This window comes from Angustibacter speluncae (assembly GCF_054777815.1).
In genome coordinates this window covers 44,756-59,184 of the sequence record NZ_BAAHAF010000135.1, presented here as the reverse complement: position 1 = coordinate 59,184, position 14,429 = coordinate 44,756, and the positions used below count along the sequence as shown (strand labels likewise).

Below are 14,429 nucleotides of genomic sequence, written 5' to 3'. Positions count from 1 at the left end.
GCCCCCGTGGCCCAGATGTACTACGACGACGACGCCGACCTGTCGATCATCCAGCAGCGCAAGGTCGCCGTCATCGGCTACGGCAGCCAGGGCCACGCCCACGCGCTGAGCCTGCGCGACTCGGGCGTCGACGTCCGCGTCGGCCTGCAGGAGGGCTCGCGGAGCCGGGCCAAGGCCGAGGCCGAGGGCCTGCGCGTGGTGACGCCCGCCGAGGCGGCCGCCGAGGCCGACCTGATCATGCTGCTCACGCCCGACCACGTGCAGCGCCACGTCTACGCCGAGGCGATCGCGCCGAACCTGCAGGACGGCGACGCGCTGTTCTTCGGCCACGGCTTCAACATCCGGTTCGACTACATCCAGCCGCCGGCCGGCGTCGACGTCGCGATGGTCGCGCCGAAGGGTCCCGGCCACCTGGTGCGCCGCGAGTACGTCGACGGCCGCGGCGTCCCGGTGCTGGTCGCCGTCGAGAACGACGCGACCGGCAAGGCCTGGGACCTCGCGCTCGCGTACGCCAAGGGCATCGGCGGCCTGCGCGCCGGCGGCATCCGCACCACCTTCACCGAGGAGACCGAGACCGACCTGTTCGGCGAGCAGGCCGTCCTCTGCGGCGGCGTCTCGCGGCTGGTGCAGCAGGGCTTCGAGACCCTCACCGAGGCCGGCTACCAGCCCGAGGTCGCCTACTTCGAGTGCCTGCACGAGCTCAAGCTGATCGTCGACCTCATGTACGAGGGCGGCATCGCCAAGCAGCGCTGGAGCGTGTCCGACACCGCCGAGTACGGCGACTACACCTCCGGTCCCAAGGTCGTCGACGACTCGGTCAAGGTCCGCATGGGCGAGGTCCTCGCCGCGATCAAGGACGGCTCGTGGGCGGCCGGCTTCATCGCCGACCAGGACGCCGGCGCGCCGGAGTTCAAGCGACTGCGCGCCGAGGGCGAGCAGCACCCGATCGAGGCCACCGGCCGCGACCTGCGCAAGCTGATGGCGTGGGTCCGCTCCGGCGACGACGACTACACCGAGGGCACCGCCGAGCGCTGACCCCGGCACCACCCAGCACGACGAGGGAGAACCCGCCCGTCCGCCACCGCGGCACGGGCGGGTTCTGTCGTCCGGTGGCACCAGCCACCGCGTGACGCAGGAACGGTTCCGGGAGCCTGATCGCGGTCCCGACCGGCTCGGTGAGGTGCACGTCGAGTGCCCGCGCTGCGCCCGGCACGCGGTCGTGGCGCGCGTCGACGACGGGACGCTGCTGCGGTGCGACCACTGCCTGGCGCGCGAGCTGCGTCCGCTGACGTCGGCCCGACCGCTCGACGGCACCGAACCCACCTTCGGTGCGCAGCTGTGGGCGACGACCACCGTGGGACGCGAGCTGCTCTGGGTCACCGGCCGACGCGACGAGGTCCTGCGCGGCCTCGACCGGCTCAGGACGCGCCTCGCCGAGGACTGACTCGGGGCCTCCACGCCGCGAACGGTTGCTTCAGCCCGTGCGAACCCACCACTCGCGGCGTCGAGGCGGCGGACGGCAGGCGGCGCGGAGATGGGACTGGCAGGCTCGGGTGCCGTGACGTCCGTGCTGCTGCTCGCCGACACGCACCTGCCGAAGCGGGCGAAGGACCTGCCGGCGCAGGTGTGGGACGCCGTGGACGCGGCCGACGTCGTCGTCCACGCCGGCGACTGGGTCGACGAGGCGGCGCTGGACGCGCTCGAGGCCCGCGCGAGGCGGCTGGTCGCGTGCTGGGGCAACAACGACGGACCGGGTCTGCGCGCGCGGCTGCCCGAGGTGGCACGGGCCGAGCTCGGCGGGCTGCGGTTCGCCGTGGTGCACGAGACGGGCCAGAAGGCCGGGCGCGAGGCCCGGTGCGAGCAGGCCTATCCCGACGTCGACGTGCTGGTGTTCGGGCACAGCCACATCCCGTGGGACACCACGGCCCCGGGCGGGCTGCGGCTGCTCAACCCCGGCTCGCCGACCGACCGGCGGCGGCAGCCGCACTGCACCTACATGACGCTCGAGGTCGAGGACGGACGCCTCAGCGGCCCCGAGCTGCACCGCCTGCCGCAGCGGTGACCGCGTCACCGAGCAGTCGTCCCTCGACGTAGCCCGCGACGAGGTGCCCCAGCTCCTCGACGACCGCAGCCCGCGCAGCGGCCTCCACCGGTGCGCGCACCAGCCCGTGACGCACCGTCTCGACGACCAGCTCGACGCCCGGGCGCAGCCGCGCGTCCGGCACGTCGGCGCCGGCCCCTCGCAGCGCAACCACGAACCGGTCGACCAGGGCCTCGCGCACGGCGTGGGCGGGGGAGTCGAGCCGGTCGGGGGAGCGCTCCTCGGTGAGCCGGTAGTAGCCCGGGTGCTCCAGCTGGAGCACGGCTGCCGCCTCGACCACCCGCCGCACCGCCACGACCGCCGACGCCGCGCCGTCGACGCCGGCCAGCGCCTGCTCGAAGGGCGGGCCGACGTGCTCGAGGTACTGGCGGGCGAGGGCGTCGGCGACCGCGTCCTTGTCGGCGAAGAAGCGGTAGAGCGCGCCGACGGACACGCCGGCACGGGCGGCGATCGACCGCGTGCTGGCGGCGGCCAGCCCCACCTCGCCGATCTCGGCGTCCGCAGCGGCGAGGAGACGCTCGACCGTCCCGCGCGAGCGGTCCTGCTGGGGGAGGCCCCTCACCCGACGCCGATCGAGCCGTCGGCGGCGCGCGTGCAGGTCAGCGCCGCGCCCCCGCGCGTCCACGCCTGGGTCAGGCACTGCCCGAGCACCTGGTGGCCGGCCGCGCTGGGGTGCCACGATTCCTGGCAGGTCTGGTAGTAGCTCTTGCAGGTGTCGGTGACCCGCTTGATGTCGAGCTTGTCGTAGGGCCCGAAGCTCTCGACCGGCACGCCGCTCGGCCCGTCCATGACGCGCAGCGGGGTGGCCAGCGCGTTCGCCGGGCTGCCGTACGCCTCGCACAGCCGCGCGCCGTCGAAGGCGTGCTGCACGTTCAGGTACGTGACGTCGGCACCCGGGCGCTCCGCCTGCACCGTCGCCGCCACGCCGCCGACCATCGCGCCGAGGCTCGACGAGAACCGGTGCGCCGGAGCGAGGGTCGCGACGTCTGCCGGGCAGCCCGCTGCGTACCGCTCGTCGACGAGGGCGCGGTACTTGTCGCGCTCGTCGTCGCGGCCGTCCTCGGTGAGGTACTCGGGCGCGAAGACCTCGGGCAGCGGGTTGGTGTAGTCCTGCAGCACGACCCGGTGCTGCCCGTCGGCGTCGACCGCGGCGAGCACGTCGAGCACCTGCCGCACCGAGGCGGCGGTCTCGGCCTGGGCGGCCGAGAACTGCGCTGCCGTGGCGAGATCGGCGTCGGTGCAGGGCTCCTCGTTCAGCTCGGTGCCGCTGATCCAGTTGATCAGGTCGATCCACACCTCCCACCACCCGGTGTAGCCGTCGCCGACGAAGCGCCCCGCGCACTCGGCGGCGACGTTGCCGAACGTGAACTGCGTGTTGTTCGAACCGATCCCGAGCAGCACGAGGTCGACGTCGCCGGTCTGCGCGACGGCGCGCAGCTGGTCGAGCTGCGCGGCGACGGTGCGGCCGTTCGCGCGCGCCGACGACGGGCTCGCCAGGTCGGCGGGCTGCGCGCCGGAGCAGGCGAGGTTCACCCGCTGCTCGATGCCGGGCAGGTCGGCGACGGCGATCGAGGCTTTGGCGCTGCGGTGGCAGAAGAACGGGTTGCTGTTCGGGGCCGACCACCCCGGGAAGCCCTGCGCCGCACCGGCCTCGTCGATCACGGGCTGGTAGGCGCCGGCGCCCTCGCCGCTGATGAAGCTGTCGCCCATCGCGACCGCGGTGGTCGGCAGGGCCGACGCCTGCGCCGGCGGGGCCTGGCCGACCGGGACGACGAGCACGGCCGCGGCGAGCGCCGCCACGGCGAGGAGACGGGACGGCTTCGGTCGCACGACGGACCCCCAGGTCGGAAACGCGACAGAGTGTTCGCGTTCGGTGGAACCGCATCATTCGCCCGAATCGGACATCGGTCAAGACCCTGCGCATCCGCACTAGGCTCGCCGCCGTGACCGAGCAGCCCGTCGTCCTGATCGCCGAGGAGCTCTCCCCGGCCACGATCGAGGCCCTCGGGCCCGGCGTCCACGTCCGCACCGTCGACGGCACCGACCGGCCGGCGCTGCTGCGCGAGGTCGCGCAGGCGTCCGCGCTGCTGGTGCGCTCGGCCACCCGGGTCGACGCCGAGGTGCTCGCCGCCGCCCCGCGGCTGCGGGTGGTCGCCCGCGCCGGCGTCGGGCTCGACAACGTCGACGTCCCCGCCGCGACCGCGGCCGGCGTGATGGTCGTGAACGCGCCCACCTCGAACACCACCTCGGCCGCCGAGCACGCCGTGGGGCTCGTCCTCGCGGCGGCCCGCCACGTCGCCGCCGCCAGCGCCTCGCTGCGCGCAGGGCGCTGGGACCGCTCGCGCTTCACGGGCGTCGAGCTGGCCGGCAAGACGCTCGGCGTCGTCGGTCTCGGCCGCATCGGGATGCTGGTGGCGCAGCGGCTGCAGGCGTTCGAGATGGACGTCGTCGCCTACGACCCGTACGTCTCGGCGTCCCGCGCGGCCCAGCTCGGCGTCCGGCTCGTCGGGCTCGACGAGCTGCTCGCCGTTGCCGACGTGCTGACCGTGCACCTGCCGCGCACCGCCGAGACCGTGGGCCTGATCGGCGACGACGCGCTGCGCCGGGTCCGGCGCGGGGTGATCGTCGTGAACGCCGCCCGCGGTGGGATCGTCGACGAGCAGGCCCTCGCGTCGGCGCTCGCGGACGGACGTGTCGGCGCCGCCGGTCTCGACGTCTTCGCGACCGAACCCTGCACGGACTCACCGCTGTTCGGCTTCGACACGGTCGTGGCGACCCCGCACCTCGGCGCGTCGACGCACGAGGCGCAGGAGAAGGCGGGGGTCGCCGTCGCGCGCTCGGTGCGCCAGGCGCTCGACGGCGACCTCGTCCCGGACGCCGTCAACGTCGCCGGCGGCTCGGTCGCCGAGGTGGTGCGCCCCGGCATCGCGCTGACCCACCGGCTGGGCCGGCTGCTGACGGCCCTCAGCGGTGCCGCGCTCACCCGGCTCGACGTGCAGGTGAGCGGCGAGATCACCGAGGAGGACGTCTCGGTGCTGCGGCTCGCGGCCCTGACCGGGGTGCTCACCGACCAGGTCGCCGAACCCGTCACGGTCGTGAACGCGCCGGTGCTCGCGCAGGCCCGGGGCATCGAGGCGCACCTGGTGACCGAGCCCGACAGCCCGCGGTTCCGCAACGTGGTCGCCCTCGCCGCCGTGCTCGAGGACGGCTCGCGGGTGCAGGTCGAGGGCACGCTCACGGGCCCGCAGCAGGTGCGCAAGCTGGTGGGCGTCGACGGGTACCCGCTCGAGATCACCTTCGACGACCACCTGGTGGTGCTGCGCTACCGCGACCGGCCGGGGGTGATCGGCGCGCTCGGCTCGATCCTCGGCGAGGCCGACGTGAACATCGCCGCCATGCAGGTCGGACGCGCGAGCGCCGGCGGCCAGGCGGTCAGCGTGCTCGCCGTCGACGGGCCGGTGCCGCACGAGATCGCCTCCGCGCTGCGGGATGCCGTCGACGCCGACGCCGTGCACGTCGTCGACCTCACGGACTGACCGTCTCGCTCTGCGAGATCGCCGTACCGATGGTTGGACGTCCGACGTAATCTCGACGGGTCCGCTCCACCACTGCGACCGAGGTGATCACCGTGCCCGACACGACCGACGAGACCAGCGAGCACGTCACGTTCTCGCAGGCGCTCCAGGAGTCGATGGAGCTGCACGGCGAGTGAGCACCGACCAGAGCCTGCGCCTGGCCGTCGTCGCGGGCGACGGCATCGGCCCCGAGGTGGTCGCCGAGGGCCTGCGCGTCCTCGAGCAGGTCGCCGGCGCCGAGGGCGTGCAGGTCGACACCACCGAGTACGACCTGGGTGCGCGTCGCTGGCACGCCACGGGGGAGTGCCTGCCCGACAGCGTGCTCGACGAGGTCCGCGGCCACGACGCGATCCTGCTCGGCGCGATCGGCGACCCGGGGGTCCCGAGCGGCGTGCTCGAGCGCGGGCTCCTGCTGCGGCTGCGGTTCGAGCTCGACCAGTACGTGAACCTGCGCCCGTCGCGTCTCTTCCCGGGGGTGCGCGGGCCGCTGGCCGACCCCGGGGAGATCGACTTCGTCGTCGTCCGCGAGGGCACAGAGGGTCCCTACACCGGCAACGGCGGCGCGCTGCGGGTCGGCACCCCGCACGAGATCGCGACCGAGGTCAGCGTCAACACCGCGTTCGGCGTCGAGCGGGTCGTGCGCGACGCGTTCGCCCGGGCGCAGCGGCGCCCGCGCCGGAAGCTGACCCTGGTGCACAAGCACAACGTGCTGACCCACGCCGGCCACCTGTGGCGGCGCACGGTCGAGGCGGTCGGGGCCGAGTTCCCCGACGTGACCACCGACTACCTGCACGTGGACGCGGCGACCATCTTCCTGGTCACCGACCCGTCCCGCTTCGACGTGATCGTCACCGACAACCTGTTCGGCGACATCGTCACCGACCTGGCCGCTGCCGTCACCGGCGGCATCGGCCTGGCGGCCTCCGGCAACGTCAACCCGGAGCGCACCACGCCCTCGATGTTCGAGCCCGTCCACGGGTCGGCGCCCGACATCGCCGGCCAGGGGGTGGCCGACCCCACGGCCACCGTGCTGTCCGTCGCCCTGCTGCTCGAGCACCTCGGCCACCCGGCCGCGGCCGCCCGGGTCGAGCAGGCGGTGTCCGACGACCTCGCCGAGCGCGCAGGGTCGACCGGGCGTCCGAGCACGCGCGAGGTCGGTGACCGGCTGCTCGCGCGGCTCGCCTGACGTCCACGTCACGCAGGTACGGTGAGCCCATGAGCACGACGACCGACGCCCCCACCAGCACCGACGCCGCCCCGGGCGGCTTCGAGGTCGTCCGGCGCGACGACCCCGCCGACCCCGCGCGCCGCGCGGAGGTCCTCGCCGCGCCCGGCTTCGGGAAGTACTTCACCGACCACCTCGCCAGGGCGACGTGGACGGCCGAGGGCGGCTGGCACGACCGTCGGGTCGAGGCCTACGGCCCGATCGCGATGGACCCCTCGGCCGCGGTCCTGCACTACGCGCAGGAGATCTTCGAGGGCATGAAGGCCTACCGGCACGCCGACGGGTCGGTCTGGACCTTCCGCCCCGAGGTGAACGCCGCGCGGTTCGCGCGCTCGGCCGCCCGGCTCGCGCTGCCCGAGCTGCCTGCCGACGTGTTCCTCGGCTCGCTCGAGGCGCTGGTGCAGACCGACGTCGAGTGGGTGCCGACCGGCGGCGAGTCGAGCCTGTACCTGCGGCCGTTCATGTTCGCGTCCGAGGCGTTCCTCGGCGTCCGCCCGGCGGCGGAGGTCACGTACATGGTGATCGCCTCGCCCGCCGGCTCGTACTTCCCGGGGGGCGTGCAGCCGGTGTCGATCTGGCTGGCGCAGCACTCCACCCGCGCCGCGCCGGGCGGTACCGGGGCCGCCAAGTGCGGTGGCAACTACGCCGCCTCCCTGAACGCGCAGGCCGAGGCCGCGCGCGCCGGCTGCGAGCAGGTGGTCTTCCTCGACGCCGTCGAGAGCCGCTGGGTCGAGGAGCTGGGCGGCATGAACCTGTTCTTCGTGCACGACGACGGGTCGGTGGTCACCCCCGAGCTGTCCGGCACGATCCTCGAGGGCGTCACGCGCGACTCGATCATCGCGCTGCTGCGCGAGCAGGGCCACGAGGTCACCGAGCGGCGCATCGACGTCCAGGAGTGGCGCGACGGCGTGGCCTCGGGTCGCCTGACCGAGGTGTTCGCCTGCGGCACAGCGGCTGTCGTCACCCCTGTCGGTCGGCTGGTCGAGCCCGGTACCGAGCACGTGGTCGGCGGCGGCGGCACCGGTGAGGTCACCACCCGGATCCGGCAGACCCTGCTCGACGTGCAGTACGGCCGGGCCGACGACACCCACGGGTGGCTGCACCGCCTCGCGTGAGCCGCTGACCGCATGGTGGGACGTCTGGTCCGGAGGCTGGACGTCCCACCGAGCGGTCGGCACGATGGTCCCGATGCGTACCTCGCTCCTCATTACCTGAGCGCGGCCGCCGGGGCACCACCCCGGAGCCGCGCAGACCTCCCGTGCCCGCGGGGGGTCTTTTTGCGTCGGGGGCGATCCTCTCGACGGAGTACCAGGACGGGCAGCACGACCCAGCCACGACCGGCAACCGGCGACGACACGAAGGCAGGCCGATGAGCGACCTCCACGTCTACGACACCACCCTGCGCGACGGCGCGCAGCAGGAGGGGCTGAACCTCTCGGTGGCGGACAAGCTGGCCATCGCCGCGTCGCTGGACTCCCTGGGCGTGGGCTTCATCGAGGGTGGCTGGCCCGGCGCGAACCCGAAGGACACCGCCTTCTTCCGCCGGGCCGCCACCGAGCTGCGGCTCGAGCACGCGCAGCTGGCGGCGTTCGGCGCCACGCGCCGCGCGGGCACCCGCGCCGCCGACGACCCGCTCGTGCGCGCGCTGCTCGACGCGCAGACGCCGGTCGTCACCCTGGTCGCGAAGTCGCACTCCCGCCACGTCGAGCTCGCGCTGCGCACGACGCCCGAGGAGAACCTGGCGATGGTGTCCGACACGGTCGGGTTCCTCGCGGGGGAGGGGCGCCGGGTGTTCCTCGACGCCGAGCACTTCTTCGACGGCTACCGCGACGACCCCGACTACGCGATCGAGGTGCTGGTCACAGCGGCGCAGGCCGGCGCCGAGGTGCTGGCGCTGTGCGACACCAACGGCGGGATGCTGCCCGACCAGGTCGCCGACGTCGTCCACGCGGTGCTGCAGCGCACCGGGGTCGAGGTCGCGGGGTCGTCCGGCTCGAGGCTCGGCATCCACTGCCACAACGACACCGGGTGCGCCGTCGCCAACTCGCTCGCCGCGGTCGACGCCGGCGCCCTGCACGTGCAGGGCACGCTCAACGGCTACGGCGAGCGGACGGGCAACGCCGACCTGCTCACCGTCGTCGCCAACCTCGAGCTGAAGCGCGGGCGTGCCGTCCTGCCCGAGGGGAAGCTGCGGGAGGGCACGCGCGTCGCGCACGCCGTCAGCGAGGTCACGAACGTGCCCGCGTACTCGCGCCAGCCGTACGTCGGCGCGAGCGCCTTCGCGCACAAGGCGGGCCTGCACGCCAGCGCCATCAAGGTCGACCCCGACCTCTACCAGCACACCGACCCGGTGCAGGTGGGCAACGACATGCGGCTCCTGGTCTCCGACATGGCAGGTCGCGCGTCGGTCGAGCTCAAGGGCCGCGAGCTCGGCTACGACCTGTCCGAGCACCCCGAGGTCGTCGCGCGGCTCGTCGCGCGGGTGAAGCAGATGGAGCAGGACGGGTACACGTTCGACGCCGCCGACGCCTCGTTCGAGCTGCTGCTGCGCGAGGAGGTCGACGGCCGCCGCCCGGCCTTCTTCGATGCCGAGAGCTGGCGCGTCATCACCGACTCGCGTCCGGACGGCGCGGTGTCCGAGGCCACCGTGAAGCTCGTCGCTGCCGGCACCCGCACGGTCGCCACCGGCGAGGGCAACGGCCCGGTGAACGCGCTCGACCACGCCCTGCGCCAGGCCCTGCTGCCGGCCTACCCCGAGCTCGCCACCATGCAGCTCATCGACTTCCGCGTGCGCATCCTCGACGCCGCGCACGGCACCGACGCGGTGACCCGCGTGCTCATCGAGACCGCCGACAAGGAGTCGTCCTGGGAGACCGTCGGCGTGGCGCCGAACATCCTGGAGGCGTCGTGGGAGGCCCTCGTCGACGGCCTCACCTACGGCCTGCTGCGGGCGGGCGTCACGCCGCGCTGAAGTCGCGTTCGAGCACGGCCCGGTCCTCGGGGTCTGCCACCGGGACCGACCGGGCCGCGTCCCACGCAGTCCGCGCGTCGTCGTGGCGGCCCAGCGCGGACAGCGCCCTGGCCCGCGCCTCGTGCGCGTAGGCGAGGTCGAAGTCGACCAGCCCGTGCTGCTCGCAGGTGGCGAGGCACCGGTCGGCCGAGCGCAGCGACGCCTCCGGCTGCCCGGTGAGCAGCAGCGCCTTGGCGACCATGTACGCGGCCCGCGCCTCGTTGGCCGGTGCGGCCCCGGCGGCCCGTGCCCAGTGGTACGCCGCGGCGTACGCGCGGCGCAGCAGGTCCTCGTCGTCGTCCGGCGTGCGGTCGCGGTCGACGAGGTCCCAGACGCTGTTGTTGGCCTCCACCGCCATCCGGCGGTGGAAGTCGGCCGACGTCGGGACCGGCGTCGGCGTCCGGTCGGTGCGAGGAGGCAGCTCGCGCCCCGTCTCCAGGACGGTCTTCAGGGCGTCGAGCACCCACACCCAGCCGTCGCGCACCGACTCCCAGGTGCGGGGGCTGAAGGCGAGGTCGCCGTGCACGAGCCGCACGCGGGTGAGTCCCTCGCCGACGGCCTCGACCGTCCACTCCACCCGGCCGGGTGGCTCGGCCGCGAGCTCGACGTCGTCGAGCACGTGCCAGGTCTGGACCAGCCGGCCGGGGCGCCCGTCGGCCGGCGGGGTCATCTCCTCGATCGTGCCCTCGACCGCGTCGCGGCCGTCGCGCGTCACCGTGCGGTAGGCCGCACCGGGTGCGGGCGGCTCGAGGAACGAGGTGCCGTGCAGCCAGCGCCTCGTCCAGTCCGAGTCGGTGAGCGCCTGCCAGACCTGCTCCGGCGACGCGGCGACGTGCACCTGGTAGACGTGCGTCGTGATGGTCACTGGTGCTCCTCGCGTCGGGTGGCGGTCTGCTCGAGGTCGACGAGCGCCGCGGCGAAGCGGCCGGCGTAGCGGCTGACCCAGCGACCCGCGATCTGCTCGATCGGGACGGGGTTGAGGAAGTGCCGCTTGCTGCGGCCCTCCCGCACCGGGACCACCAGGTCGGCCGCCTCCAGCACCCCGAGGTGCTTGCTGACGCCGAACCGGGTCATGCCCGGGAAGTGCTCGCACAGCTCGGCCAGGGTCTGCCCGTCGCGCTCGGCGAGGCTGTCGAGCACCGCCCGGCGGGTCGGGTCGGCGAGCGCGCGGAACACGTCGGTCACGGCACGGACGTTAGGTGACCATCTGGTCACCTGTCAATCGTGGAATGGGCGGGGACGCGGCGGTGGTTGGGATCGACGTGGCCGACTGGAACCAGACCGTCATCGACACCTTCCGCGCCAACGGCGGCGAGGTGCCGCAGTTCGGGCGCAGCCTCGTGCTGCTGCACCACGTGGGGGCCCGCACCGGCACCGAACGGGTCTCGCCCGTGATGGGCTTCCCCACCGACGACGGCTGGCTCGTGGTCGCGTCCAAGGCCGGGGCGCCCGACCACCCCGCCTGGTACCGCAACCTGCTCGCGCACCCGCGCACGTCGGTCGAGACGCCCGACGACGGGACCGTCGAGGTGCAGGCCGCGGAGCTCGAGCCGGACGAGCGCGACGTGGCGTGGCGCCGGATCGTCTCCGAGGCACCGGGTTTCGCCGACTACGAGACGCGGACGACGCGCGTGATCCCGGTGGTGCGGCTGACCCGCCGCTGACGGCTACCCTCGCCGGGTGCGGCGCGTGCGGGTGCTCGGGATCAGCGGGTCGGGCAAGACCACCCTGGCCCGGGAGCTCGCCTCCCGCCTGGGCGTCCCGCACCTCGAGCTCGACTCGGTGCAGCACCGCCCGGGCTGGCAGCAGGCGTCGGACGAGCAGTGGGCGGCCGGGCTCGAGCAGTTCGTCGCGCGGGCCCCGGACGGCTGGGTGGTCGACGGGAGCTACACCTCGCGCGCGCAGGACGCCCTGGCGGCGGTCGACACCGTGGTGTGGCTCGACCTGCCCCGTCGCACGGTGATGGCGCGGGTGGCGCGTCGCACCGCGGGACGGGTGCTGCTGCGGCGCGAGCTGTGGAACGGCAACCGGGAGAGCTGGCGCAACCTGCTGCGGCGCGACCCGCTCGAGAACATCCTGCTCTGGACGTGGACCCGCCACGGCGTCGTGCGCCGGCGCAACGCGCCGCTGTGGGAGCGGCACCGCGACGGCGCGGACGGCGTGCGCTGGGTGCGGCTGCGCTCGCCCCGCGAGGTGCGGCGCTGGCTCGAGCAGGCGGCGTGATCAGGCCCGCCCGCGCCGAGGACGTGCGCCGGCTGCAGGAGGTCGAGACCGCCGCCGGACGCGCCTTCCGCGAGGTCGGGATGGACTGGGTCGCGGACGACCCGCCGCCCGGTGAGCACGAGCTGCTCGCGTCCGTGCAAGCCGGACGGGCGTGGGTCGTCGAGCACCGTGGTGCGGTGGCGGGCTACCTGGTGGCCGACGTCGTCGACGACGCGGTGCACGTCGAGCAGGTCAGCGTGCACCCCGACCACGCGGGGCACGGGCTGGGGCGAGATCTCGTCGACCACGCGGCTGCGTGGGGACGAGGTCGCGGACTGGCTGCGCAGACCCTCACGACCTTCGACGGCGTGCCCTGGAACCGGCCGTACTACGAGCGGCTGGGGTTCGAGGTCGTCGACGGCGCCGCGCTGGCCCCCGGGCTGCGGGCGGTGCGCGAGGCCGAGGCGGCCAGAGGGCTCGACCGCTCGGCCCGGGTCGCGATGCGCCGTCCGCTGTCGCCGGCCTGAGCCAGCACCGCGTCGCAGACCTCCACCAGGGCCACCCGCAGCGGCGCCGCGCGCTCGGCCAGGACCTTCTGCCGGCGTGCGTACTCGGCCTTGCCGTCCGGCGTCTCGATCCTGACCGGCTCGTACCCGAGGTCGGCCAGGTCGTACGGCGAGGCCTCCATGTCGAGCACCCGCACGTCGCGGGCGAGGTCGAAGCACGCCAGCAGCAGCGACGACGGCACGGCCGGGCCGAGCTGGCCGGCCCACTTGTACAGGTCCATCGTGGCGTGCAGGCACCCCGGCTGCTCGAGCTCGAGCACCCGGGAGCGACTGGGCTGCAACGGGTTCAGGGGCACGGCCTCGGGCGTGAAGAAGCGGTAGGCGTCGAAGTGGCTGCAGCGCAGCCGGTTCTGCTCGACGACGGCGTCGGTACCCGCCGACCCGAGTCGCAGCGGGTGGTCCTCGTGCCGCTGGGCCCCTGCCGGGAGGCGGTAGACCATCGCCCACTCGTGCAGGCCGAAGCAGCCCAGCTGGGCGGGCCGGGCGGCGGTCGCCGTCAGCAGGTCGCGCACGAACCGCACCACGCCCTCGCGGTCGGCGAGGTAGGTGCCGACGTCGAGGCCCAGGGCGCCGTCGACGACCTCGTACCAGCGCCACCCGGCGCGCTCGCGCACCTCGACCGGGTCGGCGCCGTCGGTCGCCAGCGAGGTGCCCGCGCCGGGGTGCCAGCGCCGCAGCGCCGCCGGTCGGAGCCGGTAGTACGTGAACAGGAAGTCCTCGACCGGGTGCTTCTCGGCGCGCCGACGCCGGTCGAGGTGCGCCGCCAGCCGAGCGTCGACCGCGGCCTCGTGGTCGCGGGCGCACTGCGTCCACGTCCCGGCGTGCAGCACCTCGACCACCCGACGAGGGTAGGCGGGTGGCGACGGCCGAGCAGCGGCGCGCCCGCCTCGCCCGCCGCGAGGCGGCGCTGGCGGCGCGCGCGGCGATGACGCCCACGGGTCCGGCTCCCGGTGCGGTCCGGTTCGCGACCTGGAACGTCAACTCGCTGCGGGTGCGGCTGCCGGCCCTGGAGCGGCTGCTCGTGCGGGCCGAGCCCGACGTGGTCTGCCTGCAGGAGACCCGCACGGCCGCTCCCGCCGACGCCGCCACCGCCCTGCTCGACCGCCTCGGCTACAGGCTGGTGCACCACGGGACCGGCGCCGCCGGCGGCGTCGCGGTCGCGACCCGGCTGCCGCTCCTGGCGCAGGACCCGCCGCCTGCGGCCGAGGTGCTCGCGCGCGAGCCCCGCCTCGTGTCGTGCGTGGTCGACGCCGGACGACCGGTGCGGGTCGCCAGCGTCTACGTGCCGCACGGGCGCGAGGTCGACCACTGGCACATGCGCTTCAAGCTCGACTTCCTCGCGGCGCTGGCGACGCAGGTGCGCACCTGGCGGGACGAGGGCGGCCTGGTGCTGGCCGGCGACGTCAACGTCGCGCCCACCGACGGCGACGTGTTCCACCCCGACGCGTTCGCCGGGGCGACGCACGTGACCCCGGCGGAGCGGGAGGCGTGGGCCGCGGTGCTCGACGCCGGCCTGGTGGACCTCGACGTCGCCGTCTGGGGCGAGCGGGCGCGGCGGTTCACCTGGTGGGGCTACGGGCACCGGTACGCGACGAACCTGGGCATGCGCATCGACGTGGTGGCCGCCGACCCCGTCCTGGCCGCGCGCGTGGTCACCACCTGGGTCGACCACGCCGAGCGGGGCGGCGAGCGGCCGTCGGACCACGCCGCCCTGCTGGCCGACCTCGACCTGCGCGAGGGCTAGCCTGCC

15 protein-coding genes and 1 pseudogene are annotated in these 14,429 nt (G+C 74.6%); 11 read left to right on the top strand and 5 right to left on the bottom strand.

Going from position 1 to position 14,429, the window contains the following annotated elements; all coding sequences use genetic code 11:
- Positions 1-15: 15 nt before the first annotated feature.
- The 3 genes from ilvC (at position 16) to ACYVKY_RS15885 (ending at position 2,062) form a co-directional block, all read left to right on the top strand.
- On the top strand, positions 16-1,035 hold the full coding sequence (gene ilvC / locus ACYVKY_RS15895) for a ketol-acid reductoisomerase (protein WP_460435982.1): 1,020 nt from the start codon (positions 16-18) through the stop codon (positions 1,033-1,035).
- A 91-nt stretch (positions 1,036-1,126) separates the two neighbouring features.
- Entirely contained in the window at positions 1,127-1,444 is a 318-nt protein-coding gene (locus tag ACYVKY_RS15890; protein WP_460435960.1) for a hypothetical protein, read from the top strand.
- Between the two features lie 114 nt (positions 1,445-1,558).
- Positions 1,559-2,062, top strand: a complete 504-nt coding sequence (locus tag ACYVKY_RS15885) for a metallophosphoesterase family protein (RefSeq protein WP_460435959.1) — start codon at positions 1,559-1,561, stop codon at positions 2,060-2,062.
- On the opposite strand, the gene ACYVKY_RS15880 is transcribed toward ACYVKY_RS15885, so the two are convergent.
- Together ACYVKY_RS15880 and ACYVKY_RS15875 are read right to left on the bottom strand one after the other, a co-directional pair.
- Positions 2,025-2,663, bottom strand: coding sequence for a TetR/AcrR family transcriptional regulator (locus tag ACYVKY_RS15880; protein WP_460435958.1), 639 nt, complete (start codon positions 2,661-2,663; stop codon positions 2,025-2,027). The genes ACYVKY_RS15885 and ACYVKY_RS15880 overlap by 38 nt on opposite strands.
- Positions 2,660-3,931: an SGNH/GDSL hydrolase family protein gene (locus ACYVKY_RS15875; RefSeq protein ID WP_460435957.1), complete on the bottom strand. Its 1,272-nt coding sequence runs from the start codon at positions 3,929-3,931 to the stop codon at positions 2,660-2,662. The genes ACYVKY_RS15880 and ACYVKY_RS15875 overlap by 4 nt, the downstream gene beginning before the upstream one ends.
- A gap of 113 nt (positions 3,932-4,044) precedes the next feature.
- On the opposite strand from ACYVKY_RS15875, the gene serA reads away from it, so the two are divergent.
- The 4 genes from serA to cimA all read left to right on the top strand — a co-directional run bounded on the left by serA (position 4,045) and on the right by cimA (position 9,872).
- Positions 4,045-5,637 carry a Rossmann-fold NAD(P)-binding domain-containing protein gene (serA, locus tag ACYVKY_RS15870; protein WP_460435956.1) on the top strand — a complete coding sequence of 531 codons (1,593 nt, stop codon included), beginning with the start codon at positions 4,045-4,047 and terminating at the stop codon, positions 5,635-5,637.
- A 172-nt stretch (positions 5,638-5,809) separates the two neighbouring features.
- Positions 5,810-6,862, top strand: a complete 1,053-nt coding sequence (locus ACYVKY_RS15865; protein WP_460435955.1) for a 3-isopropylmalate dehydrogenase — start codon at positions 5,810-5,812, stop codon at positions 6,860-6,862.
- A gap of 29 nt (positions 6,863-6,891) precedes the next feature.
- Positions 6,892-8,016 carry a branched-chain amino acid transaminase gene (locus tag ACYVKY_RS15860; protein WP_460435954.1) on the top strand — a complete coding sequence of 375 codons (1,125 nt, stop codon included), beginning with the start codon at positions 6,892-6,894 and terminating at the stop codon, positions 8,014-8,016.
- Between the two features lie 254 nt (positions 8,017-8,270).
- Positions 8,271-9,872, top strand: a complete 1,602-nt coding sequence (cimA, locus tag ACYVKY_RS15855; RefSeq protein ID WP_460435953.1) for a (R)-citramalate synthase — start codon at positions 8,271-8,273, stop codon at positions 9,870-9,872.
- Here the strand turns inward: cimA and ACYVKY_RS15850 are convergent.
- Both ACYVKY_RS15850 and ACYVKY_RS15845 read right to left on the bottom strand, forming a co-directional pair.
- The gene (locus ACYVKY_RS15850; RefSeq protein WP_460435952.1) at positions 9,859-10,776 is read right to left on the bottom strand and encodes an SRPBCC domain-containing protein; all 918 of its coding nucleotides are present in this window, start codon (positions 10,774-10,776) and stop codon (positions 9,859-9,861) included. The two genes, cimA and ACYVKY_RS15850, sit on opposite strands and share 14 nt — an antisense overlap.
- A complete protein-coding gene (locus tag ACYVKY_RS15845) occupies positions 10,773-11,096 on the bottom strand; it encodes an ArsR/SmtB family transcription factor (protein ID WP_460435951.1) in 324 nt (107 codons plus the stop codon). Before ACYVKY_RS15845 ends, ACYVKY_RS15850 begins: the two co-directional genes overlap by 4 nt.
- A 62-nt stretch (positions 11,097-11,158) precedes the next feature.
- On the opposite strand from ACYVKY_RS15845, the gene ACYVKY_RS15840 reads away from it, so the two are divergent.
- The 3 genes and pseudogenes from ACYVKY_RS15840 to ACYVKY_RS15830 form a co-directional block, all read left to right on the top strand.
- Positions 11,159-11,575 carry a nitroreductase/quinone reductase family protein gene (locus tag ACYVKY_RS15840; protein WP_460435950.1) on the top strand — a complete coding sequence of 139 codons (417 nt, stop codon included), beginning with the start codon at positions 11,159-11,161 and terminating at the stop codon, positions 11,573-11,575.
- Positions 11,576-11,591: 16 nt separating this feature from the next.
- Entirely contained in the window at positions 11,592-12,134 is a 543-nt protein-coding gene (locus tag ACYVKY_RS15835) for a P-loop NTPase family protein (protein ID WP_460435949.1), read from the top strand.
- Positions 12,135-12,214: 80 nt separating this feature from the next.
- Positions 12,215-12,502 (top strand): annotated as a pseudogene (locus ACYVKY_RS15830) (GNAT family N-acetyltransferase); the annotation flags it as partial.
- Here ACYVKY_RS15830 and ACYVKY_RS15825 read toward each other — a convergent pair.
- Positions 12,502-13,518: a 3-methyladenine DNA glycosylase gene (locus tag ACYVKY_RS15825; RefSeq protein ID WP_460435948.1), complete on the bottom strand. Its 1,017-nt coding sequence runs from the start codon at positions 13,516-13,518 to the stop codon at positions 12,502-12,504. The pseudogene ACYVKY_RS15830 and the gene ACYVKY_RS15825 overlap by 1 nt on opposite strands.
- A 17-nt stretch (positions 13,519-13,535) precedes the next feature.
- On the opposite strand from ACYVKY_RS15825, the gene ACYVKY_RS15820 reads away from it, so the two are divergent.
- Entirely contained in the window at positions 13,536-14,423 is an 888-nt protein-coding gene (locus tag ACYVKY_RS15820) for an exodeoxyribonuclease III (protein WP_460435947.1), read from the top strand.
- Positions 14,424-14,429: the final 6 nt, after the last annotated feature.

Bases quoted from the DNA above. Each gene is read 5' to 3' on its own strand.
- ilvC (WP_460435982.1), top strand. From the start codon at position 16: ATGTACTACGACGACGACGCCGACCTGTCGATCATCCAGCAGCGCAAG.
- ACYVKY_RS15860 (WP_460435954.1), top strand. From the start codon at position 6,892: ATGAGCACGACGACCGACGCCCCCACCAGCACCGACGCCGCCCCGGGC.
- cimA (WP_460435953.1), top strand. From the start codon at position 8,271: ATGAGCGACCTCCACGTCTACGACACCACCCTGCGCGACGGCGCGCAG.